Raw genomic sequence first — 20,989 nt, forward strand, 5'->3', positions numbered from 1 at the left:
CGGTACGCGCCCGTCGCCGAGGAGGCCGACCATGACGAGGACGAACGGTGGACCGCCCACCCTCTACCCGTCGCTGCTGTACACGGACGCGCACGCCGCGATCGAGCTGCTGACCGGGGCGTTCGGCTTCACCCGGGTCGCCGTCCACGAGACGGAGGACGGCAAGGTGGCGCACGCCGAGCTGGCGTACGGGAACGGCGCGGTGATGCTGGGCTCCCGGGGCCGCGGCGGCCGCTTCGACGAGGCGATGGCGGGTGCGGGGCCCGCCGCGACGTACGTGGTGGTGGCCGATGTCGACGCGCACCACCGCAGGGCGGTGGAGCACGGGGTGGAGGTGCTGGTGCCGCCGACCGACCAGGAGTACGGCTCCCGGGACTACCTGGCCCGGGACCACGAGGGCAACGTGTGGGGCTTCGGCACCTACGTCCCCCCGATCGGGGGGTGAGCGTCAGCCGCCGCCGGTGTGCACCTGGAAGGCGGCCCGGCGCACCGCCTTGGCGAGCGCCGGATCGGGGTGGGCGGCGGCGAGGGCCACCAGGACCTGGACGGTGCGGGGGTGCCCCACGTCCCGGACGTCCTCCAGGAGCGCCGGGACGGTCGGCCGGGGCGCGGACTCCAGGTGGCGCACGAGCAGTTGGGCCTCGCCGTGGTCGGCGACGGCCGCCGCGGTGTCGACCCAGAGCCACACCTCTTCGGCGTGGGTCAGCACGGTGTGCACGTCCTCGGGGTCCACGCCCTCTATCTCGGCGAGCCAGAGCAGGGCGTAGGGCCTCAGCGAGGGCTCGTCCCCGGCCTGTCGGACCTCCGCCTCGGCGGGGGCGCCGACCACCCGCAGGGCGTCGAAGGCGAGCCCGCGCAGCAGCGCGTCCTCGCCGCGGGCCGCCTCGATCAGCTCGCTCACGGCGCTGGACACGGTGCGGGCGGCGAGCCAGGCGCGGTACTCGGCGCGGGCCTCGCTGGGGCGGGAGCGGGCGCAGCCGCGGAGCATCGCCTCCGCGGACTGCTCGATGTTGCCGCCGGCGGGGGACTGGGCCGCCACGCAGATCTGCTCCAGCTTGACCCACACCGCCCAACTGCCGAGCGGGGTCAGGGTGGCCTGCCCGTCGGCGCAGGTCAGCGCCCCCACCGAGGTCAGGGCGTGCAGGGCCCAGTCGAGCAGTTCGGCGACCGTCGGGGAGGCCGTCGGGTCGGCGGCCTCCCCGACCGGCTCGGGGTGCGGGCCGTAGGGGATCTCGCACCGCTCGGTGCGCAGTTCGGTGACGCGCTGTTCCAGCAGGTCGAGGAGTTGGGGCAGGGGCACCGGGCCGGCCGAGAGCTGGAGGAACGACAGCACCTGGGGCATCGCCTCGACCACCTCGGCGACGGAGGAGGCGTCGGCGGCGCCGGGTGCGGGGTGGGCGAGCGACCAGGCGTCGAACAGGGCGACCCAGCCGCGCAGCACCGCGGAGTCGTCCCGGTCCCAGGCGCGCAGCCGCCAGCCGGGGCGGGCGCAGTCGCCGTGCACCTCGACGAGTCCGGACAGTCGGGCGGTGTCCCAGTCGGCCCGGACCCGGTCGGGGGTCAGGCCGAGTGCGGCGGCGGCCCGGGCCGCGGTCGCCGCGGACAGGTTCCCTCCGCCGTCCGGGGTGGCGGCCAGCGCGGTGGCGGCCCCCTCGTCCCGGGGGCGGGGGCTGAGTTCGGTGTCGGCCCAGCGGGCGATCCGGGCGGCCCCGGCGAGGCCGGCGCGGGCGGTGCGGGCCAGTTCCCGGGGGGACGGGGTGCCCTCGGGCGGCCTCGGGGCGGGGCGGCGGGAACGCCGCTCGCCGACCGCCGGGGCGGAGGCGCTCAGGGAGCGCGGACGGACGAGTCGGAGCCTGGAGTCGCGCGGGGTACGGGACGTCACGGGGGCAGTCTTCCGGTTGACGGTCCGAAAACCCAAACGGAATGGGTGGCGAGGAGTGGGCGAACCCTCGTGCGGTGCCGCGCGAGGTGTTCGAGAGGGGGAAGCGGAGCCCTCGGGGAGGAGGGCCGCCCGGGGCGGGCGGGTGACCGCACCCTCACCGAGGGTCACGGTGCGGCGGGGGTGCGTGCGCCGGGTCAGCCGAGCGGGGTCAGGAACCGGCGCAGGGCCTCCTCGTAGCCGGCGGGGTCCGCGTTCCACATGGCGCCGTGCGGGGCGTCGGGGACGGTGTGCAGGGTGACCAGGTCGGGGCGGCTGCGGGCGAAGGCACGGGAGAGCGCCCAGGGGGCGATCTGGTCGTCCGGGCCGTGCACGACCAGGGTGGGGACGCGCAGGTCGCGGACGTCGGCCCGTTCGCGGACCCGGTGCGGACGCAGACCGGTGCGTCCTTCGGCGGCGCGCACGGCCAGCGGGAGCAGGGCGTGGGGCACGCCGCGGGCGAGGGCGAGGGCGCGGACGGTGGCCTCCCAGTCCAGGACCGGGGAGTCCAGGACCAGCCCCACGATGCGGTCGCGCAGCGGGGAGTGGGTGGCGGCGCGCAGCGCCATGGTGGCGCCGGTGGACCAGCCGTGCAGCACGATGCGTTCGGCGCCCCGGCGCACGGCGTGGCGCAGTGCGGCGTCCAGGTCGCGCCACTCGGTCTCCCCGAGGTGGCTGAGGCCGTCCGGGGCGCGGGGGGCGCCGCGGTCGCCGCGGTAGGCGAGGGAGAGCACCGGGAACCGGCTGCGGTGCAGGAAGTCCATGACCACCATCGGGTGCTCGCGGGTGGTGCCGAGGCCGTGCACCGCGATGACGCAGGTGTCCCGGGCGGAGGGCACCCACCAGGCGGGCAGCAGCCCCGTTTCGCCGGGGACCTCGACGTCCTGGTGGTCGAGGCCCAGCGCGGTGCCCGGGTCGCCGGTGTGGACCTGGGGGGTGAGCCGGACCGTGGTCCCCGGGGCGAGGGTGCCGTGGGTGACGCCGTCCAGCCGGCGGACGACGGTGTCGGCGGTGTGCGGGGCGTCGGGGACGACCGGGCCGACGACGGCGTGGACGCGGCGACCGGTGAGGCCGTAGGTGCCGGGGCGCAGGCTGGCCAGGTCCCTGGTCAGGGTGACGCGGTCGGCGGTGACGGCGTGGACGGTGAGGCGCGGGTCGGTGGGGAGCGGCTGACCCGGGCGGGGTTTCAGGGCGGCGTCGCTGGCGAACCGTCCCGCGGCCAGGGCGAGCAGGCCGGTGACGGTCGCGGTGGCGGCGGCTGCGGTGGCGGCTGTCGCGGCTCGGGCGGTGCGCACGGTGTCCAGTGTCGGGGCGGGGGTAGGACACGGCCAGTGGGCGCCGCCGCGTCCCGGGTGGTTCACCCCACCGGACCCATCGGGTGGGGCCCGCCGAACGCCCGGTACGGCCGGTCGAGTGATGTGTCTTACTTAGATCGGACAAAGAGGGTATGTGGGGCGGCGGGCCGATGAAGGGCCGTACAGTCGGATGAGACGCTGAACGGGTCATCGGCGGCGTGTGGGGCCGTTGCACGGAACCACCCGAAGCCCACCGCTCCAGCCCCCTTACCCCCCCGATCGACCGACCTCCCCATGCGGAATAGAGCTCCCTCAGATCGAGTCACCGTGATGCCTGCCCCAGTTCATCTTCCGTTAACTCAGGTTGCTTACGTTCCAACCCCCACTGACGCCCCACGGAAGCCTGGGTAAATGGAAAACATCACGCTCCTCCTCGGAATCGTGATCGTCACCGCTCTCGTGTTTGACTTCACGAACGGTTTCCACGACACGGCCAACGCGATGGCGACGACCATCTCAACTGGCGCTATGAAGCCCAAAGCGGCGGTCGCAATGTCCGCCGTGTTGAACTTGGTCGGAGCCTTCCTCTCGGTCGAAGTCGCCAAGACGATCTCTGGCGGCATGATCGACGAAGGCGGCATCCAACCCGAAGTCATCTTCGCGGCGCTCGTCGGCGCCATCCTCTGGAACCTGCTGACCTGGCTCGTAGGTCTGCCCTCCAGCTCCTCCCACGCCCTGTTCGGCGGTCTGATCGGCGCCGCCGTGATGTCGGCCGGCTGGGACTCGGTGAACGGCTCCACCGTCGTCACCAAGGTCCTCATCCCCGCAGTCGCCGCCCCCGTGGTGGCCGGCATCGCAGCGATGATCGCCACCCGCCTGACGTACAAGCTCGGCAACAACGTCAGCGACAAGGCCAGCTCCAAGGGCTACCGCGCCGGCCAGATCTCCTCGGCCGCCCTGGTCTCCCTGGCGCACGGCACCAACGACGCCCAGAAGACGATGGGCATCATCACCCTCGCCCTGGTCACCGGTGGCGCACTGGCCCCCGGCTCCAACCCGCCCATGTGGGTCATCGTCTCCGCCGGTGTCGCCATCGCGCTCGGCACCTACCTCGGCGGCTGGCGCATCATCCGCACCATGGGCAAGGGCCTGACCGACCTGCAGCCGCAGCAGGGCTTCGCCGCCCAGTCCAGCGCCGCCACGGTCATCCTCGCCTCCTCGCACCTGGGCTTCTCCCTCTCCACCACGCAGTCCTGCTCCGGCGCCGTGATGGGTGCGGGCCTGGGCCGCAAGGGCGGAGTGGTCCGCTGGTCGACCGCCACCCGGATGTTCGTCGCCTGGGGTCTGACGCTGCCGGCCGCCGGTGTCGTCGGCGCCCTCGCCGAACTCCTCACCAAGCAGGGCCCCTGGGGCGTCGCCGCGACCGCGGCACTGCTGGTCGGCGGATCGGGTGCGATCTGGCTGCGCTCCCGCAAGGAGGTCGTCGACCACACCAACGTCAACGACGTGGACGACGAGCCCGCGGGCGTCGTCACCACCGCCATGGCCGCGGTCACCCCGCCGCCGGCCGGCGACACCACCGCCGCCACGGGTGACCTCTCGGTGACCCTCCCGGCGGACCCGAACAGCCCCTCGACGGAGTCCGCACCGCGGACCGCCAAGGTGTAAGGAACCCCCAATGAAAATCGACTGGGCAGCACTCGCCTCCGTCTTCGGAGTCAGCCTCGTGGTCACCGTGGTCCTGGTGGGCCTGTTCACCCTCGGCCTCGTCGGACTCTCCAAGCGGGAGGCCGCACTCGCCGGCAACGGACACGCCAAGGGCGGTTCGGCCGCCGTCGCCACCGCCAGCGCCGTCGCCTGCTTCGCCCTCTGCGTCGCGGCCGTCGCCTTCGGCATAAACCTGATCGTCGCCTAACCCCCCAGGTTGCGATCTCCGGTCCGGTCGGTCACCGCCCCCACAGTGGTGACCACCGGGCCTTCGTCGTGTGTGGGGCTTCACACACTGCCCCGCCGCAGGTCAGCGCGCGGTTGACGGGTGTTCTCGGGGCGTGGTGGACTGCCCGGGCCATTACGGCGGCAGCAGAGAGGAAGCCGGTGCGAATCCGGCGCGGTCCCGCCACTGTCACCGGGGAGCGCTCCCCCGCACCGCACGTCACGGCCGTCACGCGGCTGGAAGACCGGGGGCGGCGCCGATCCGGGAGCCAGGAGACTCTCGCCGTCGTCTCCGTCGACCCGGGGCGCGGACCCCGAGTGAGGACACAGCGATGCCGGGGCACCCGTCTGCCCGTCCCGCGCCCCACGGCACGGGACCCCACGACCGTACGCGGACCCGCCGACGCCCGGCGGGCTGAGCCGATGCGGGCCGGGCGCACCTTCGCCTACGGCGCCACCGCCGGACTGATCGGCGACCTCCTCCTCGGCGACCCCCGCCGCGGACATCCGGTCGCCGCCTTCGGTCGTGCCGCGGGCGCCGTCGAACACCTCCTCTGGCGCGACCACCGCGGCTGGGGCGCACTGCACACCGCGCTCTGCGCCGGGGGCGCCGCGGGCGCCGCCGCGCTGGTGGCGCGCGCCGCCGCCCCCTCGCGCACCGCCTCGGTCGCCCTGACCGCCGCCGCCACCTGGGCCGTGGTCGGCGGGACCAGCCTCGGCCACGAGGCCGCGGCCGTCGGCGCCGCCCTGGCCGCGGGCGACCTCGCCGCGGCCCGACGACGGCTGCCGCACCTGTGCGGACGGGACCCCGAGGCCCTGGACGCGGACGGCATCGCCCGGGCCGTGGTCGAATCCGTCGCCGAGAACACCTCCGACGCCGTGGTCGGCGCCCTGGTGTGGGGGGCGATCGGCGGGGTGCCCGGGCTCGTCGGCTTCCGGGCCGTCAACACCCTCGACGCGATGGTCGGCCACCGCTCGCCCCGCCACCGCCGCTTCGGTTGGGCCTCGGCGCGCCTGGACGACGTGGCGGGCTGGCCCGGCGCCCGGCTCACCGGGGCCCTGGCCGTGGTGGCCGGGGGTGCCCCGGCCGCCGCCGCACGGGCCTGGCGCGCGGACGCCCGACGCCACCCGAGCCCCAACGCGGGCGTGGCGGAGAGCGCGTTCGCGGGCGCGCTCGGCGTCCGCCTCGGCGGCACCCTCTCCTACGGCGGGCGGGTCGAGCACCGGCCGGTGCTGAACGGGGACGGGCGGGCCGTCACGGTGGCGGACATCGACCGGGCGGTGCGGCTGTCGCGCCGGGTGGGTTGGCTGACGCTCGCGGTGTGCGTCGCGGGACGCGGGGCGCTCGCGGCCCGGCGCACGGTCACGGGGAAGGGACGGTAGGGGTGCTGCAGGGCGGACTGCTGGTCGCGGGGACCACCTCCGACGCGGGCAAGAGCGTGGTGACCGCCGGGATCTGCCGGTGGCTGGCCCGCCGGGGCGTCAAGGTGGCCCCGTTCAAGGGGCAGAACATGTCCCTCAACTCGTTCGTCACCCGGGACGGCGCCGAGATCGGCCGGGCCCAGGCCATGCAGGCGCAGGCCGCCCGGGTGGAGCCGAGCGCCCTGATGAACCCGGTGCTCCTCAAGCCCGGCGGGGACCGCACCAGCCAGGTGGTGCTGATGGGGCGCCCGGTCGGGGAGATGAGCGCGCGCGGCTTCTTCGGCGCGCCGGGCGGCCCCGAGGAGGGGCAGCCGGTGCCCGGGGGCCGCGAGGCGCTGCTCGACACCGTCGTGGGGTGCCTGGAGGAGTTGCGGGCCACCCATGACGTGGTGGTGTGCGAGGGCGCGGGCAGCCCGGCCGAGATCAACCTGCGGCGCACCGACATCGTCAACATGGGCGTCGCCCGGGCCGGCCGGCTGCCGGTGCTGGTGGTCGGCGACATCGACCGGGGCGGGGTCTTCGCCTCCTTCTTCGGGACGACGGCGCTGCTGGCCCCCGAGGACCAGGCCCTGGTGGCCGGCTACCTGGTCAACAAGTTCCGCGGCGACGTCTCGCTGCTGGAACCCGGCCTCGACATGCTGCGCACCCTCACCGGCCGTCCCACCTACGGGGTGCTGCCGTTCCAGCACGGGCTCGGCATCGACGAGGAGGACGGGCTAAGGGTGTCGCTGCGGGGCACCGTGCGCGAATCGCCGGCCGGCGAGCCGTACGGCACCGAGGTACTGCGGATCGCGGTGTGCGCGGTGCCGTTGATGTCGAACTTCACCGACGTGGACGCGCTCGCCGCCGAACCCGGGGTCACCGTCCGGTTCGTGGACCGGCCGGAGGAGACCGCCGACGCCGACCTGGTGGTGGTGCCCGGCACCCGCGGCACGGTGGCCGCGCTGCGCTGGCTGGAGCGGCGGGGGCTCGCCGCGGCCCTGCGACGCCGGGCCGCCGAGGGCCGGCCCGTGCTGGGGATCTGCGGCGGCTTCCAACTGCTGGGCGAGGTCGTCGAGGACGAGGTCGAGTCCCGTGCGGGCACCGTCGAGGGCCTCGGGCTGCTGCCCGTACGGGTGCGGTTCGCCGTCGAGAAGACCCTGGCCCGCCCCTCGGGCACGGCCCTGGGCGAGCGGGTCGACGGGTACGAGATCCACCACGGCGTCGCCGACGTGCTCGGCGGCGAACCCTTCCTGGACGGCTGCCGACGGGGCTCGGTGTGGGGCACCCACTGGCACGGCTCGCTGGAGTCGGACGGCTTCCGCCGGGCCTTCCTGCGGCAGGTCGCGGCGCAGGCGGGGCGCGGTTTCGTCCCGGCGCCGGACACCTCCTTCGCCGCCCTGCGCGAGGAACAGCTGGACCGCCTCGCCGATCTGATCGAGCGCCACACGGACACCGACGCCCTGTGCGAGCTGATCGCCGCCGGGCCGCCGCCGGGTCTGCCGTTCGTCCCGCCGGGCGCCCCGTGAGACGCCCGGCCCCGCCCCGACCCGGCCCACCCGCCGGGCGGGGCCGTTCCGCACCGACCGAGACCGCTGAAGACTGGGAGGACCACGGGTGACCACCCCGTATCCATTCACCGCCATCGTCGGCCAGGACGACCTCCGGCTCGCGCTGCTGCTGAACGCCGTGTCGCCCGCGGTCGGCGGCGTCCTGGTGCGCGGCGAGAAGGGCACCGCGAAGAGCACCGCGGTCCGGGCGCTGGCGACGCTGCTGCCCGAGGTGGCGGCCGTCGCCGGCTGCCGCTTCTCCTGCGACCCCGACGCACCCGACCCGGACTGCCCGGACGGCCCGCACGGGGCGGGCCCCCGGGCCGGCCGGCCGGCCCGGATGGTGGAACTGCCGGTCGGCGCCTCCGAGGACCGGCTGGTGGGCGCCCTGGACATCGAGCGGGCCCTCGCCGACGGGGTGAAGGCGTTCGAACCGGGCCTGTTGGCCGAGGCCCACCGCGGCATCCTGTACGTGGACGAGGTGAACCTCCTCCACGACCACCTGGTGGACCTGCTGCTGGACGCGGCGGCGATGGGCGCCTCGTACGTGGAGCGGGAGGGGGTCTCGGTCCGGCACGCGGCCCGGTTCCTGCTGGTCGGCACCATGAACCCGGAGGAGGGCGAGCTGCGTCCGCAGTTGCTCGACCGGTTCGGGCTGACCGTCGAGGTGACGGCGTCCCGGGAGCCCGAGCAGCGGGTGGCGGTCGTCAAGCGGCGCCTCGCCCACGACGACGACCCGGTGGGCTTCGCCGCGGGCTGGGCCGGGGAGGAGTCGGCGCTGCGCGAGCGGATCGCGGCGGCCCGGCTGCTGCTGCCCGCGGTGCGGCTGGGGGACGGCGCGCTGCTGCGGATCGCGGCGGTCTGCGCGGCCTTCGAGGTGGACGGGATGCGCGCGGACATCGTGATGGCCCGGACCGCGACGGCACTGGCCGCCTGGGACGGGCGGACCGAGGTCCGCACCCAGGACGTCCGGCAGGCGGCGCTGTTGGCGCTGCCGCACCGCCGGCGGCGCAACCCGTTCGACGCCCCGGGCCTGGACGAGGAGAAGCTCGACGAGGTGCTGGACGGCTTCGCGGACGAGGAGCCCGAGCCGGACCCGCCGGCCGGACCCGAGGGACCCGAAGACCCCGACCGGGGGCCGGACGAACCGGGCCCGGACGGCCCCGAAGGCGGCCCGGACGGTCCGCAGGGCGGGCCAGGCGCGCCGCCCCCGCCGCGGGAGGCGCCGGAGCAGGCTCCGCCCGCCGAGACGTCCGAGGCACCCGGGGAGCCGGCCGGGCAGCCGGTGGGCGTCGCCCCCGAGCAGCCCGCGGCGGCGGCCGGGGAGCCGTTCCGCACCCGGACCCTGACCGTGCCCGGGCTCGGCGAGGGCGCCGCCGGCCGACGTTCCCGGGCCCGTACCGAGCACGGCCGCACCATCGGGGACCGTCGTCCGCGCGGGGCGCTCACCAAGCTGCACCTGTCGGCGACCGTGCGGGCCGCCGCCCCGCACCAGCACGCCCGCGGCCGGTCCGGCCCGGGGCTGTTGGTGCGCCGGGACGACCTGCGCCAGGCCACCCGGGAGGGTCGGGAGGGCAACCTGGTGCTGTTCGCCGTGGACGCCTCCGGTTCGATGGCCGCACGTCGTCGGATGAGCGCCGTCAAGGGCGCCGTGCTCTCCCTGCTGTTGGACGCCTACCAGCGGCGGGACAAGGTGGGGTTGGTGACCTTCCGCGGCGCGGACGCGGCGCTCGCCCTGCCGCCCACCTCCTCGGTGGACACCGCCGCGACCCGGCTGGCCTCGCTGGCGACCGGCGGCAGGACCCCGCTCGCGGACGGGCTGCTACGCGCCCGCGAGGTGCTGCGGGTGGAGCGGCTCCGGGACCCGGCGCGCCGGGCACTGCTGGTCGTGGTCACCGACGGCCGGGCCACCGGCGGGGTGGAACCGGTGCGGCGGGCCGCCCGGGCGGCCCGGCTGCTGGCCGCCGACCGGGTCGCCTCGGTGGTGGTGGACTGCGAGTCGGGTCCGGTGCGGCTGGGGCTCGCCGGCCGGCTGGCCGCCGACCTCGGCGGGACGCCGGTGACGTTGGAGGAACTGCGGGCCGATGCGCTCGCGGGACTGGTCAAGGACGTACGGGGTGCCGCGGGCACCCGGGGAAGGGCAGCGTAATGCCACAGGGACAACCGTCCGTCGTGCCCCAGGACGGGCTCACCACGCGTCAGCGCCGCAACCGGCCGCTGGTGATGGTGCACACGGGCATCGGCAAGGGCAAGTCGACGGCGGCGTTCGGGATGGCGCTGCGCGCCTGGAACCAGGGTTGGCCAATCGGGGTGTTCCAGTTCGTCAAGTCGGCGAAGTGGAAGGTCGGCGAGGAGAACGCGCTGCGGGTGCTGGGGGCCAGCGGCGAGGGCGGCACCGTCGACTGGCACAAGATGGGCGAGGGCTGGTCCTGGATCCAGCGGGCGCCCTCCGCCGCCGTCGAGGGCGCCGACCCGGCCGACTCCAACGCGGTGAACGCGGCGAAGGCCCGCGAGGGCTGGGAGCAGATCAAGCGCGACCTGGCGGCCGAGACCTACCGGCTGTACGTCCTGGACGAGTTCGCGTACCCGCTGCACTGGGGGTGGATCGACGTGGCCGAGGTGGTCGCGGTGCTGCGGGAGCGGCCCGGCAACCAGCACGTGGTCATCACCGGCCGCAACGCCCCCGCCGAACTGGTCGCCTTCGCCGACCTGGTGACGGACATGTCGAAGGTGAAGCACCCGATGGACGCGGGCCAGAAGGGCCAGCGGGGCATCGAATGGTGAACCGACGATGATCGACGTGCCGCGGCTGGTCGTGGCCGCGCCCGCCTCGGGCAGCGGCAAGACCACCGTGACCACCGGACTGATGGCCGCGTTCGCCGAGCGCGGGCTGCGGGTCTCCCCGCACAAGGTCGGGCCCGACTACATCGACCCCGGCTACCACGCCCTGGCCACCGGCCGCCCGGGGCGCAACCTCGATGCGTACATGTGCGGCCCGGAGCGGGTCGGCCCGCTCTTCGCGCACGGCGCCCGGGGTGCCGACCTCGCGGTGGTGGAGGGGGTGATGGGCCTGTACGACGGGGCCTCCGGGCAGGGCGAACTGGCGTCCACCGCGCAGGTGGCCAAACTCCTGCGGGCGCCGGTGGTGCTGGTGGTGGACGCCTCCTCGCAGTCCCGTTCGGTGGCCGCCCTGGTGCACGGCTTCGCCTCCTTCGACCCACAGGTGCGGATCGGCGGGGTGATCCTCAACAAGGTCGGCTCGGACCGGCACGAGGAGCTGCTGCGGGACGCCCTGGAGGAGGCGGGCACGCCGGTGCTGGGTGCGCTGCGCCGCGCCGAGGGCGTGACCACCCCGTCCCGGCACCTGGGGCTGGTGCCGGTGGCCGAGCGGCACCGGGACGCGACGGCGGCGGTGGCCGCGATGGCCGACACGGTGCGCCGGGGCTGCGACCTGGAGGCGCTGCTCGCGCTGGCCCGCACCGCTCCCCCGCTGTCGGAGGTGCCCTGGGAGCCGAGGCCGCCGGTGGTCCCGGCGGCGGGGCGACCGCCGGTGGTCGCGGTGGCGGGCGGCGCCGCCTTCTCGTTCCTGTACGCGGAGCACCCGGAACTGCTCACCGCGGCGGGGGCCGAGGTGGTCGTCTTCGACCCGTTGCGCGACGAGCGGCTGCCGGAGGGCACCGCGGGGCTGGTGATCGGCGGCGGCTTCCCCGAGATGTACGTGGGCGAGCTGGCCGCGAACGGGGCGCTGCGGGCCGAGGTCGCCGCCCTGGCCGCGGCGGGCGCCCCGATCGCCGCCGAGTGCGCGGGCCTGCTGTACCTGGCCCGCTCGCTGGACGGGCGGCCGATGTGCGCGGTGGTGCCCGGGGAAGCCCGGATGTCGCAACGGCTGACCCTGGGCTACCGGGAGGCGGTGGCCGTGTCGGACAGCGTGCTGGCCGCGGCGGGCACCCGGCTGCGGGGCCACGAGTTCCACCGCACGGTGCTGGAGCCGAGCGCCGGCCCCACGCCGGCGTGGGGGCTGCGCACCCCCCGCGCCCGAGTGGAGGGCTTCGTCCTGGGCGGGGTGCACGCGAGCTACCTGCACACCCACTGGGCCGCTGCGCCCGAGGTCGCCGGACGGTTCGTGGCGCACTGCGCGGCGTGGCGGGAGGCGGCGTCGGCGCGGGAGTCCTCGTGCGCGGGGTGAGCCGCCGCCCGGAGCGCGCCGGCTCAGTGCCCGGCGGCGCCGACCACCAGCCACATCAGTGCGGCGCCGGCGACCGTGCACAGCAGGGTGGAGCGCGCCGGGTGGCGGTGGCTGGCCTCGGGCAGGATCTCGGCCGCGGCGATGTAGAGCAGGACGCCGCCGAAGAACGCGAGGTAGCCGGCGAGGACCGGCGCCGACACGGTGAACAGCAGGGTGGAGGCGGCCCCGACGAGGGGGGCGCAGGCATCGGCGAGGAGCATGGCGAGGGCCTTGCGGCGGTCGTTGCCGTACGCGCTGGTGACGGTGTAGGTGTTGAAGCCGTCCGCGAAGTCGTGGGTGATCACGGCGATCGCGACGCTGATCCCCACCGCGGTGTCGACCTGGAACGACGCCCCGATGGCCACCCCGTCGGCGAGGCTGTGGCCCACCATCGCGGCACCGGCGCCCAGCCCGACCTGCGGCACGTGCTCGGGGTCGTGCGCCCCGTGTTCGGCCTGGCGCAGCGCGAGCAGGCGTTCCACCACGTGGGCGCCGAGGAACCCGCCGACGAACAGCAACAGCGCCAGCGGGACCCCGTGCACCCGCCGTGAGGCGCCCTCCAGCGCCTCGGGCAGCAGGTCGAAGCCGACGACGCCGAGCATCAGGCCGCCCGCGAAGCCCAGCACCAGGTGCCGGCGGTCGACCACGCGTTGCGCCGCCAGGCCGCCGACCAGCGTCATCACGAACGAACCCAGCGCCACGAGCACGACCATGGCGCCTTGCTAGCGGATGCGCGGGCCGGACGCACGCACCCCGTTCCCCGGTCACCCGACCGGCCCGCCCCTTCGAGAGGAACCCGTCATGGTCCCGTCCGCGCCCCCGGCCCCGTCCGTCCCCCCGCTGCGCTCCGGGGGCGGGGACCGGGCGCGCCCCGGGCGGGTGGTGGCCGGGGTGGGGGCGGGCCGCGGGGTGACCGCGGACGAGGTGCTGGACCTGGTGCGGGCCGTGTTGGCGGAGGCCGGGCTGGACCGGGACGCCCTGGGGGCGCTGGCCACCGTGGACCGCCGGGCCGGCGAGCCCGGCCTGGTGGGGGCCGCCCGGCGGCTGGGCGTGCCGCTGCGGGCGTATCCGGCGGCGGAGCTGGCGCGGGTGACGGTGCCGCACCCCTCCCCCGGCACGCTGGCCGCGGTGGGCACGCCCTCGGTGGCGGAGGCCGCCGCGCTGTCGGCGGGCGGCGAACTCCTCGTGCCCAAGCGGAAGTCGGCGCCGTCCGACGGCAGGTCGGTGCGGGTCACCTGTGCGCTGGCCCGGCTCCCGGGCGAAGGGGCGGGGGACGTTGTGCCGGACGGTCACGACCTGCGCCACCACGGCGACGCGGAGGTCCGCGACGGGGGACGGGACCTGGTCGACCTCGCGGTGAACGTGCGCACCGGTACCCCGCCGGCGTGGCTGCGGGAACGGATCGCCGGCTCGTTGACCGGGCTCGCGGCCTATCCGGACGGGCGGGCCGCCCGGGCCGCGGTCGCCGCCCGGCACCGGGTGGCGGTCGACCGGGTGCTGCTCACCGCGGGCGCCGCGGAGGCGTTCGTGCTGCTCGCGCGGGCGCTGTCGCCGCGCCGGGCGGTGGTGGTGCACCCCCAGTTCACCGAGCCGGAGGCCGCGTTGCGGGACGCCGGGCACCGGGTGGAGCGGGTGCTGCTGCGCCCGGAGGACGGGTTCCGGCTGCGGGACGGGGCGGTGCCCGCGGACGCGGACCTGGTGGTGGTCGGGAACCCGACCAACCCGACCTCGGTGCTGCATCCGGCCGAGGCGCTGCTGCGGTTGGCCCGGCCGGGGCGGACGCTGGTCGTCGACGAGGCGTTCATCGATGCGGTGCCCGGGGAGCGGGAGGCCCTCGCGGGGCGGGAGGTGCCCGGGCTGGTGGTGTTGCGGAGCCTCACCAAGACCTGGGGCCTGGCCGGGCTGCGGGTGGGGTACGTGGTCGCGGAGGCGGGGACGGTGCGGGCCTTGGAGCGGGCCCAGCCGCTCTGGCCGGTGTCGACGCCGGCTCTGGTCGCGGTGGAGGCGTGCCTGTCCGAGCGGGCCCTCGCGGAGGCGGCCCGGGTCGCCGGGGAGGTCGCCGCGGACCGGGCGCGGTTGCTGGCGGGGCTGGCCCGGCTCGCCCCGAGGGGGGTGCGGGTGCACGGGGTGGCGCAGGCGCCGTTCGTGCTGGTGCGGGTGGACGACGGGCCGGGGGTGCGGGAGCGGCTGCGGGGGGCCGGGTTCGCGGTGCGACGGGCGGACACCTTCCCGGGGTTGGGGTCCGACTGGCTGCGGGTGGCGGTGCGGGACGCCGAGGTCTGCGCGGCCTTCCTCGCCGCGCTGGAACGCGCCCTGTGACGGGCTGAGCGCGGCCCCCGGACCGGTGTGCGGAACGGTCCGGGGGCCGCGCGGTCCGGGTCAGGGCTGGCGACGGGCCCTGCGGGTCAGGTAGAGCGCGCCCGCGCCGCCGGCCACCAGCAGGGCGGCGCCTCCGGCGAGGTACGGGGTGGTGGAGCTGCCGCCGGTCTCGGCGAGGTTCTCCCCGGGGCCCGTCTGGGGCTTGGTGCCCGGCTCCTCGGGCTTCGCCGGCCCCTCAGGCTTCGCCGGCTGCTCCGGCGCCTCGCTCGGCTCGGGCTTCGCCGGCTGTTCGGCGGGGGCGGCCGGGGTCGCGCAGGTGGCGCCGGCCAGGGTCACCGTTCCGTTCACCTCGGCGACGTTGAGCTTCAGCGGGTTGACCGACACCTTCAGTTCGAGCGCCGTCGCGGCGGCGGTGCGGGAGGTGGTGGACCGCTCGGAGAGGTCGATCCGTACCTCGCCGACCCCGGGGACGGCCACCTCGGTGACCCCGCCGGCGGTCAGGGTGACCTTCTTGCCGAGCACCGTGACGTGGCCGAGGACGTTCGCCTCCGCCACCGGCTGCCGGCCCACCGCGCAGAGCGCGCGGGCGGTGACCTTCTCCACCTCGATCAGGGACAGCAGCGGCAGTCCGGGCAGGTTCACCCGGGCCCGGGCCAGGTGGGTGGACCCTTCGGCGCGGGCTTCCTCGACGGTGGCCCTGGCCTGGGCGACGTCGGCGCGCAGCACGGTGAAGGGCTTGCCGCCCTCCACTCCGTCGAGCGTGGCGGTGAGTGCGGTCTTGTCTGCGCTGGCCGGCGCCTGGACGTCGTTCAGGGAGACCGCGAGCGGGACGTTCACGGTCTTGTTGAGCAGGGAGACGTCGAGCCCGGTCCGCAGCACGACGGCGCTCGCCTTGCCCTCGTCGCCGGTGGCGTGCGCGGTGGACGCGCCCACCAGGGTGGCGGGCGCGGCGGCCAGCACGGTGGCGGCGACGGTCGCGCCGAGGCGGCGCGCGGGCAGGCGGAAGGCATTGCTGTTCAAGGTGGTGGGACCCCCACGAGAGACATTCGGAAAGGCGACGGCGGGATCGCTCGGCAGCCCGCACCGGGAACCGGGCGGGCGGCGACCGTGCCGTACGAGTGAATCCTCACGCACCGAGAGTGAACGGGCGGCAACCTGGCGTGAGTTCACTCCAAAGGGGGGTTTCCGTCCCTGTGTTTGATTGCACCCCCGCGAGCGCCCCCTCCGGGGCCCGGCCGCGCCGGCGGTCCGTCACCGGGAGGGGCGGGCCGCCCCCGGTCCGGGCGACGGTGCACCGCGGCCGGCTGACGGCCCGTCAACCGGCCGCCGGGCGACGGGTGACGATCGGCTCAGCCGACGATCCGCCCGCGGAGTACCACGCGGCGGGGCGCGGCCAACACGCGGACGTCCGACCGGGGATCGTCCCCGTACACGACGAGGTCCGCCGGAGCGCCCTCGGTCAGCCCCGGGCGCCCCAGCCACTCCCGGGCGCCCCAGGTGGTGGCGGAGAGCGCCGCGAGCGGCGGGATGCCGGCCGTGACCAGTTCGGCGACCTCGGCGGCGACCAGACCGTGCGGGAGCGAGCCGCCGGCGTCGGTGCCGACGAAGACGGGCACCCCTGCGTCGTAAGCGGCACGGACCGTGTCGTAGCGGCGGGCGTGCAGCCGGCGCAGATGGGCGGACCAGCGGGGGAACTTGGCCTCGCCGCCCTCCGCGAGCCGGGGGAAGGTGGCGATGTTGACGAGGGTGGGCACGATGGCCACCCCGCGCTCGGCGAACAGCGGGATGGTCTCCTCGGTCAGTCCCGTCGCGTGCTCGATGCAGTCGATGCCCGCCTCCACCAGGTCCCGGAGCGAGTCCTCGGCGAAGCAGTGCGCGGTGACCCGGGCGCCCAGCCGGTGGGCCTCGGCGATCGCCGCGGTCACGGCGTCACGGGGCCAGCAGGCCGCCAGGTCCCCCGCCTCCCGGTCGATCCAGTCCCCGACGAGCTTGACCCAGCCGTCCCCGCGCCGGGCCTCCCGGGCCACGTAGGCGACCAGGTCGGCGGGCTCGATCTCATGGGCGTAGTTGCGGATGTAGCGGCGGGGGCGGGCGATGTGGCGGCCGGCCCGGACGATCCGGGGCAGGTCCTCGCGGTCGTCGATCCAGCGGGTGTCCGAGGGCGAGCCGGCATCCCGCAGCAGCAGGGCACCGGCCTCCCGGTCGGCCAGCGCCTGCCGTTCGGCCGTCTCGGGGGGCACCGGACCGTGGGCGTCCAGGCCGACGTGGCAGTGCGCGTCCACCAGACCGGGCAGGGCCCATCCGGTGACGGTGACCGCCTCCCGGACGGCCCGGGGCCGCTGGTAGGTGACCCGCCCGCCGACCACCCACAACTCGTCGCGGACGTCCTCGGGGCCCGCGAGCACCCGCCCCTTCACGTGCAGCACCGGTTGATCCGTCATACCGGCAGCCTAGGGTCATCCCCCGCGCGCGCCGCGCCCGGTTACGCTCGTGGCCGCCCGGGAACCTTCCGCGGGCGTTCGATGACCCGGAAAGAGCACGCCGTGACGCATCCCCTCCTCGACGACCTGGCTCCCCTGACCGCCGACCGTTTCGCCGCGATCGAGCGGCAGGTGGCGGGGTTGCTGCACACCGCGCAGGACGTCGTGATCACCCAGGGCGAGGCCCTGTTGCCGCTGGAGGGGTGCATCCGCGGCGCAGCGGGCCCGGGCACCACCGCACTGAACGTCATCACCGGCCCCTACGGCCAGACCTTCGGCGACTGGCTGCGGGACTGCGGGGCGAAGGTGGTGGACCTGGCGGTGCCCTACCACGCCGCGGTGGCGCCCGAGCAGGTCGAGGAGGCGCTGGCCGGCCACCCGGAGATCGACTTCGTGTCGCTGGTGCACGCGGAGGCGGCGACGGGGAACACCAACCCGGTCGCGGAGATCGGCGAGGTGGTGCGCCGGCACGGGGCGCTGTTCATGCTGGACGCGGTGGCCTCGGTGGCCGCCGAGCCGCTGCTGACCGACGCCTGGGGCGTGGACCTGTGCGTGATCGGGGCGCAGAAGGCGATGGGCGGGCCGGCCGGGGTGTCGGCCGTGTCGGTGAGCGAGCGGGCCTGGCAACGGATGGCGGCCAACCCGCGGGCGCCGAGGCGTTCCTACCTGTCGCTCCTCGACTGGAAGGAGCGGTGGATCGACGCGGGGCGCCGTGGACTGCCGCACGCCCCCGCGCAGTTGGAGATGCTGGCCCTCCAGGCGTGCGTGGAGCGGATCGAGGCGACGGGGCCGGAGGTGGTGATGGAGCGGCACGCCGCCGCCGCCCGCGCGGTGCGCGCCGGGGCGGTGGCACTGGGTGTCGGCCTGGAGCCGTACGTCCACGAGGCGCGGCACGCGGCGCCGGTGGCGACCACGCTGCGGGTGCCGGAGGCGGTGGACGCCTCCGCCGTGGTGGCCCGGGCACTGGTCCTCGACCCCGGGGTGCCGTTGGTGGCCGGCGGCGGGGCGCTGGCCCAGGAGATGGTCCGGGTCAACCACTACGGTCCGAACGCCTCCCCCGAGGTGGTCGAGCGGTCCCTGGCCGCACTGGGCGGGGCGCTCGCGGGCTGACCGCGCGCCGGGCCGTGCGGGCCCGTCGCACCGGCGGTGCGGGGCCCTCGCGGGCGGCCGCACCGCCCGGATTCCCGGCCGGCGTGCGCCCCGGACGCCTTTCCGACGAACCGGGTTGCCTCGATCCGGAATATGAATGCGGAATTGTTTTCCGAACGACGGACCCCCACTCTCCTGCCCGGCCCTCCCGAGGCTAAACGCCAAGATTTCATCACCGTTCATCGGGTCGATTCTTGAGCGAATTCACCCCCCTCCCCCCTGTGACCCATTCCACATCAAGCCCGCTTTGCCCCGATAAATACCAGGCAAAGCGGGCTTTTTGCTGCCCACTCCCCCGCCGTACGCGCCCGCGTGATAACACATCGCCCCGATCGCCGTAACCCCGCCGAGCCATGCAATCCCAAGAATTGGTCGGTAAATTAAATCCGCATGACCGCTGCACAAGCAGATCAGCGCACCCGTTTCCAGGAAATGCCCGCCGGATTGCGGATCGACCGCCCGGAAGTGGCCGACGGGGCCGCCCTGTGGCGGATCGCCCGGGACACCCGCACGCTCGACCTCAACTCCTCGTACAGCTATCTGCTGTGGTGCCGGGACTTCGCCGACACCTCCGTGGTGGCGCGGGACGAGGCCGGCCGGACGGTCGGCTTCGTCACCGGCTACATCCGCCCCGCCCGCCCCGACACCCTGGTGGTGTGGCAGGTGGCCGTCGACGCGGCGCACCGGGGACGCGGACTCGCCGCCGCCCTCCTCGACGGATTGGTCGCCCGGGTCGGCGCCCACCGCGCCCCGGCCCCGGTCGCCCTGAACCGGGTGGAGGCCACCGTCACCCCCGGCAACACCGCCTCCGAACGGCTGTTCACCTCCTTCGCCGAGCGGCACCGGGTGCCACTCACCCGTGAGGTGCTCTTCGCCGCCGGGGCGTTCCCCGGGGGCGACCACGCTCCGGAGGTCCTCCACCGCATCGGACCGCTCGGCACCTGAGCCCCGCACCGCCCGCCCCGCACCGCACCGCCGACCAGCCAGGAGAACCCGTGACCATCACCCAGCCCGACCTGAGCGTCTTCGAGACCGTGGAGTCGGAGGTGCGCAGCTACTGCCGCGGCTGGCCCACCGTCTTCGACCGCGCCCGGGGCAGCCGCATCCACGACGAGGACGGCCACGCCTACCTCGACTTCTTCGCCGGTGCCGGCTCGCTGAACTACGGCCACAACAACCCGGTGCTGAAACGCGCCCTGATCGACTACCTGGAACGGGACGGGGTCACCCACGGGCTCGACATGTCGACGGTCGCCAAACGGGCCTTCCTGGAGTCCTTCCAGAACCTGGTGCTACGCCCCCGCGACCTCCCGTACAAGGTGATGTTCCCGGGCCCCACCGGCACCAACGCCGTCGAGGCCGCGCTGAAACTGGCCCGCAAGGTCAAGGGCCGCGAGTCGATCGTGTCGTTCACCAACGCCTTCCACGGGATGTCCCTCGGCTCGCTCGCGGTGACCGGCAACGCCTTCAAGCGGGCCGGCGCGGGCATCCCTCTGGTGCACGGCACCCCGATGCCCTTCGACCACTACCTCGACGGCCGGGTACCGGACTTCCTCTGGTTCGAACGGCTGCTGGAGGACCAGGGGTCTGGGCTGAACCACCCGGCCGCGGTGATCGTGGAGACCGTCCAGGGCGAGGGCGGCATCAACGTGGCGCGCCCCGAGTGGCTGCGTTCGCTGGCCGACCTGTGCGCCCGCCGGGACATGCTGCTGATCGTCGACGACATCCAGATGGGGTGCGGACGGACCGGCGCGTTCTTCTCGTTCGAGGAGGCGGGCATCGTCCCGGACGTGGTCACCGTCTCCAAGTCGATCAGCGGCTACGGACTGCCGATGTCGCTCTGCCTGTTCCGCCCGGAGCTGGACGTGTGGGAGCCCGGCGAGCACAACGGCACCTTCCGCGGCAACAACCCCGCGTTCGTGACGGCCACCGCGGCCCTGGAGACCTACTGGTCCGACGGGCCCGCGATGGAGAAGCAGACCCTGGCCCGCGGCCAGCAGGTCGAGGAGGCGCTGGGCGCGCTCACCGGCGAGCACCGCGCCGAGGTCAAGGAGTACCGGGGCCGCGGACTGGTGTGGGGCGTGGAGTTCCACGACAAGGGCCGGGCCGCCCGGGTGGCCCGGCGCGCCTTCGACCTCGGGCTGCTGATCGAGACCTCGGGCCCGGAGGGCGAGGTCGTCAAGCTCCTGCCCGCGCTGACCGTGACCCCCGGGGAATTGGGCGAGGGCCTGCGCACCCTCGCCCGGGCGGTCCGCGAGACCGCCTGAGCCGTTCCCCGAGCACCGTCCCACCCGCACGCACGACAGAGAGGCAGCAGACAGTGATCGTCCGATCGTTCAAGGACCTCGACGGAACGGACCGGCACGTGAGGTCCCGTTCGGGGACCTGGGAGAGCAAGCGCATCGTCCTGGCCAAGGAGGGCGTGGGCTTCTCCCTGCACGAGACGGTCCTGTACGCGGGCACCGAGACGTCCATGTGGTACGCGAACCACGTCGAGGCCGTCGTCTGCGTCGAGGGCGAGGCGGAGCTCGTCGACGAGGAGAGCGGGGAGAAGCACCTGATCACCCCCGGCACGATGTACCTGCTCGACGGCCACGAGCGGCACACCCTGCGCCCGGTGACCGACTTCCGCTGCCTGTGCGTGTTCAACCCGCCGGTGACGGGGCGGGAGGACCACGACGAGAACGGCGTCTATCCGCTGCTGACCGAGGAGGGCTGAC

The 20,989-nt window shown here is 75.2% G+C and carries 18 protein-coding genes and 1 riboswitch; of the genes, 13 read left to right on the top strand and 5 right to left on the bottom strand.

What is annotated here, in order from left to right:
• The first annotated feature begins 31 nt into the window (after positions 1 to 31).
• Positions 32 to 445 (top strand): VOC family protein, encoded by a 414-nt coding sequence (locus tag ABT092_RS16320; RefSeq protein ID WP_351244257.1) that lies wholly within the window; start codon positions 32 to 34, stop codon positions 443 to 445.
• A gap of 3 nt (positions 446 to 448) precedes the next feature.
• Here the strand turns inward: ABT092_RS16320 and ABT092_RS16325 are convergent, their stop codons facing one another.
• Both ABT092_RS16325 and ABT092_RS16330 read right to left on the bottom strand, forming a co-directional pair.
• Complete coding sequence (locus tag ABT092_RS16325) at positions 449 to 1,882, bottom strand: hypothetical protein (protein WP_351244259.1); 1,434 nt, start codon at positions 1,880 to 1,882, stop codon at positions 449 to 451.
• Positions 1,883 to 2,076: 194 nt separating this feature from the next.
• Complete coding sequence (locus tag ABT092_RS16330) at positions 2,077 to 3,213, bottom strand: alpha/beta hydrolase family protein (protein ID WP_351244261.1); 1,137 nt, start codon at positions 3,211 to 3,213, stop codon at positions 2,077 to 2,079.
• Between the two features lie 411 nt (positions 3,214 to 3,624).
• On the opposite strand from ABT092_RS16330, the gene ABT092_RS16335 reads away from it, so the two are divergent.
• From ABT092_RS16335 to ABT092_RS16365, 7 genes are all read left to right on the top strand, one after another.
• Positions 3,625 to 4,881 carry an inorganic phosphate transporter gene (locus tag ABT092_RS16335; RefSeq protein WP_351244263.1) on the top strand — a complete coding sequence of 419 codons (1,257 nt, stop codon included), beginning with the start codon at positions 3,625 to 3,627 and terminating at the stop codon, positions 4,879 to 4,881.
• Between the two features lie 10 nt (positions 4,882 to 4,891).
• Complete coding sequence (locus tag ABT092_RS16340; RefSeq protein WP_351244265.1) at positions 4,892 to 5,128, top strand: hypothetical protein; 237 nt, start codon at positions 4,892 to 4,894, stop codon at positions 5,126 to 5,128.
• 170 nt (positions 5,129 to 5,298) lie between these two features.
• A riboswitch (cobalamin riboswitch) is annotated at positions 5,299 to 5,424 on the top strand.
• A 144-nt stretch (positions 5,425 to 5,568) separates the two neighbouring features.
• Positions 5,569 to 6,528, top strand: a complete 960-nt coding sequence (locus ABT092_RS16345; RefSeq protein WP_351244267.1) for a cobalamin biosynthesis protein — start codon at positions 5,569 to 5,571, stop codon at positions 6,526 to 6,528.
• Positions 6,529 to 6,533: 5 nt separating this feature from the next.
• Complete coding sequence (locus ABT092_RS16350) at positions 6,534 to 8,075, top strand: cobyric acid synthase (RefSeq protein ID WP_351244372.1); 1,542 nt, start codon at positions 6,534 to 6,536, stop codon at positions 8,073 to 8,075.
• An 88-nt stretch (positions 8,076 to 8,163) separates the two neighbouring features.
• Positions 8,164 to 10,245, top strand: coding sequence for a putative cobaltochelatase (locus ABT092_RS16355; protein WP_351244269.1), 2,082 nt, complete (start codon positions 8,164 to 8,166; stop codon positions 10,243 to 10,245).
• Positions 10,245 to 10,880, top strand: a complete 636-nt coding sequence (gene cobO / locus ABT092_RS16360) for a cob(I)yrinic acid a,c-diamide adenosyltransferase (protein ID WP_351244271.1) — start codon at positions 10,245 to 10,247, stop codon at positions 10,878 to 10,880. Before ABT092_RS16355 ends, cobO begins: the two co-directional genes overlap by 1 nt.
• A gap of 7 nt (positions 10,881 to 10,887) precedes the next feature.
• Complete coding sequence (locus tag ABT092_RS16365) at positions 10,888 to 12,282, top strand: cobyrinic acid a,c-diamide synthase CobB (protein ID WP_351244273.1); 1,395 nt, start codon at positions 10,888 to 10,890, stop codon at positions 12,280 to 12,282.
• A 23-nt stretch (positions 12,283 to 12,305) separates the two neighbouring features.
• Here the strand turns inward: ABT092_RS16365 and ABT092_RS16370 are convergent, their stop codons facing one another.
• Positions 12,306 to 13,034, bottom strand: coding sequence for a ZIP family metal transporter (locus ABT092_RS16370; protein ID WP_351244275.1), 729 nt, complete (start codon positions 13,032 to 13,034; stop codon positions 12,306 to 12,308).
• Positions 13,035 to 13,122: 88 nt separating this feature from the next.
• Here ABT092_RS16370 and cobC point away from each other — a divergent pair, with 88 nt between their 5' ends.
• The gene (cobC, locus tag ABT092_RS16375; protein WP_351244277.1) at positions 13,123 to 14,640 is read left to right on the top strand and encodes an Rv2231c family histidinol phosphate aminotransferase CobC; all 1,518 of its coding nucleotides are present in this window, start codon (positions 13,123 to 13,125) and stop codon (positions 14,638 to 14,640) included.
• 60 nt (positions 14,641 to 14,700) lie between these two features.
• Here cobC and ABT092_RS16380 read toward each other — a convergent pair whose 3' ends face one another.
• Both ABT092_RS16380 and ABT092_RS16385 read right to left on the bottom strand, forming a co-directional pair.
• Complete coding sequence (locus tag ABT092_RS16380; protein WP_351244279.1) at positions 14,701 to 15,660, bottom strand: SCO1860 family LAETG-anchored protein; 960 nt, start codon at positions 15,658 to 15,660, stop codon at positions 14,701 to 14,703.
• A 329-nt stretch (positions 15,661 to 15,989) separates the two neighbouring features.
• A complete protein-coding gene (locus tag ABT092_RS16385; RefSeq protein WP_351244281.1) occupies positions 15,990 to 17,081 on the bottom strand; it encodes an amidohydrolase family protein in 1,092 nt (363 codons plus the stop codon).
• A 102-nt stretch (positions 17,082 to 17,183) separates the two neighbouring features.
• Here ABT092_RS16385 and ABT092_RS16390 point away from each other — a divergent pair, with 102 nt between their 5' ends.
• From ABT092_RS16390 to ABT092_RS16405, 4 genes are all read left to right on the top strand, one after another.
• The gene (locus ABT092_RS16390; protein WP_351244283.1) at positions 17,184 to 18,230 is read left to right on the top strand and encodes a pyridoxal-phosphate-dependent aminotransferase family protein; all 1,047 of its coding nucleotides are present in this window, start codon (positions 17,184 to 17,186) and stop codon (positions 18,228 to 18,230) included.
• Between the two features lie 429 nt (positions 18,231 to 18,659).
• Positions 18,660 to 19,214 carry a diaminobutyrate acetyltransferase gene (ectA, locus tag ABT092_RS16395; protein WP_351244285.1) on the top strand — a complete coding sequence of 185 codons (555 nt, stop codon included), beginning with the start codon at positions 18,660 to 18,662 and terminating at the stop codon, positions 19,212 to 19,214.
• Positions 19,215 to 19,264: 50 nt separating this feature from the next.
• Positions 19,265 to 20,536, top strand: a complete 1,272-nt coding sequence (ectB, locus tag ABT092_RS16400) for a diaminobutyrate--2-oxoglutarate transaminase (protein ID WP_351244287.1) — start codon at positions 19,265 to 19,267, stop codon at positions 20,534 to 20,536.
• Positions 20,537 to 20,589: 53 nt separating this feature from the next.
• Complete coding sequence (locus ABT092_RS16405; RefSeq protein ID WP_351244289.1) at positions 20,590 to 20,988, top strand: ectoine synthase; 399 nt, start codon at positions 20,590 to 20,592, stop codon at positions 20,986 to 20,988.
• Position 20,989 lies beyond the last annotated feature (1 nt).

Origin of the sequence: Streptomyces sp. NPDC002490, from assembly GCF_040296045.1 — a bacterium.
Classification (GTDB): domain Bacteria; phylum Actinomycetota; class Actinomycetes; order Streptomycetales; family Streptomycetaceae; genus Streptomyces.

Coding starts and splice junctions, on each gene's coding strand:
- ABT092_RS16320 (WP_351244257.1), top strand. CDS start 32: ATGACGAGGACGAACGGTGGACCGCCCACCCTCTACCCGTCGCTGCTG.
- ABT092_RS16335 (WP_351244263.1), top strand. CDS start 3,625: ATGGAAAACATCACGCTCCTCCTCGGAATCGTGATCGTCACCGCTCTC.
- ABT092_RS16340 (WP_351244265.1), top strand. CDS start 4,892: ATGAAAATCGACTGGGCAGCACTCGCCTCCGTCTTCGGAGTCAGCCTC.
- ABT092_RS16345 (WP_351244267.1), top strand. CDS start 5,569: ATGCGGGCCGGGCGCACCTTCGCCTACGGCGCCACCGCCGGACTGATC.
- cobO (WP_351244271.1), top strand. CDS start 10,245: ATGCCACAGGGACAACCGTCCGTCGTGCCCCAGGACGGGCTCACCACG.
- ABT092_RS16365 (WP_351244273.1), top strand. CDS start 10,888: ATGATCGACGTGCCGCGGCTGGTCGTGGCCGCGCCCGCCTCGGGCAGC.
- ABT092_RS16370 (WP_351244275.1), bottom strand. CDS start 13,034: ATGGTCGTGCTCGTGGCGCTGGGTTCGTTCGTGATGACGCTGGTCGGC.
- cobC (WP_351244277.1), top strand. CDS start 13,123: ATGGTCCCGTCCGCGCCCCCGGCCCCGTCCGTCCCCCCGCTGCGCTCC.
- ABT092_RS16385 (WP_351244281.1), bottom strand. CDS start 17,081: ATGACGGATCAACCGGTGCTGCACGTGAAGGGGCGGGTGCTCGCGGGC.
- ectA (WP_351244285.1), top strand. CDS start 18,660: ATGACCGCTGCACAAGCAGATCAGCGCACCCGTTTCCAGGAAATGCCC.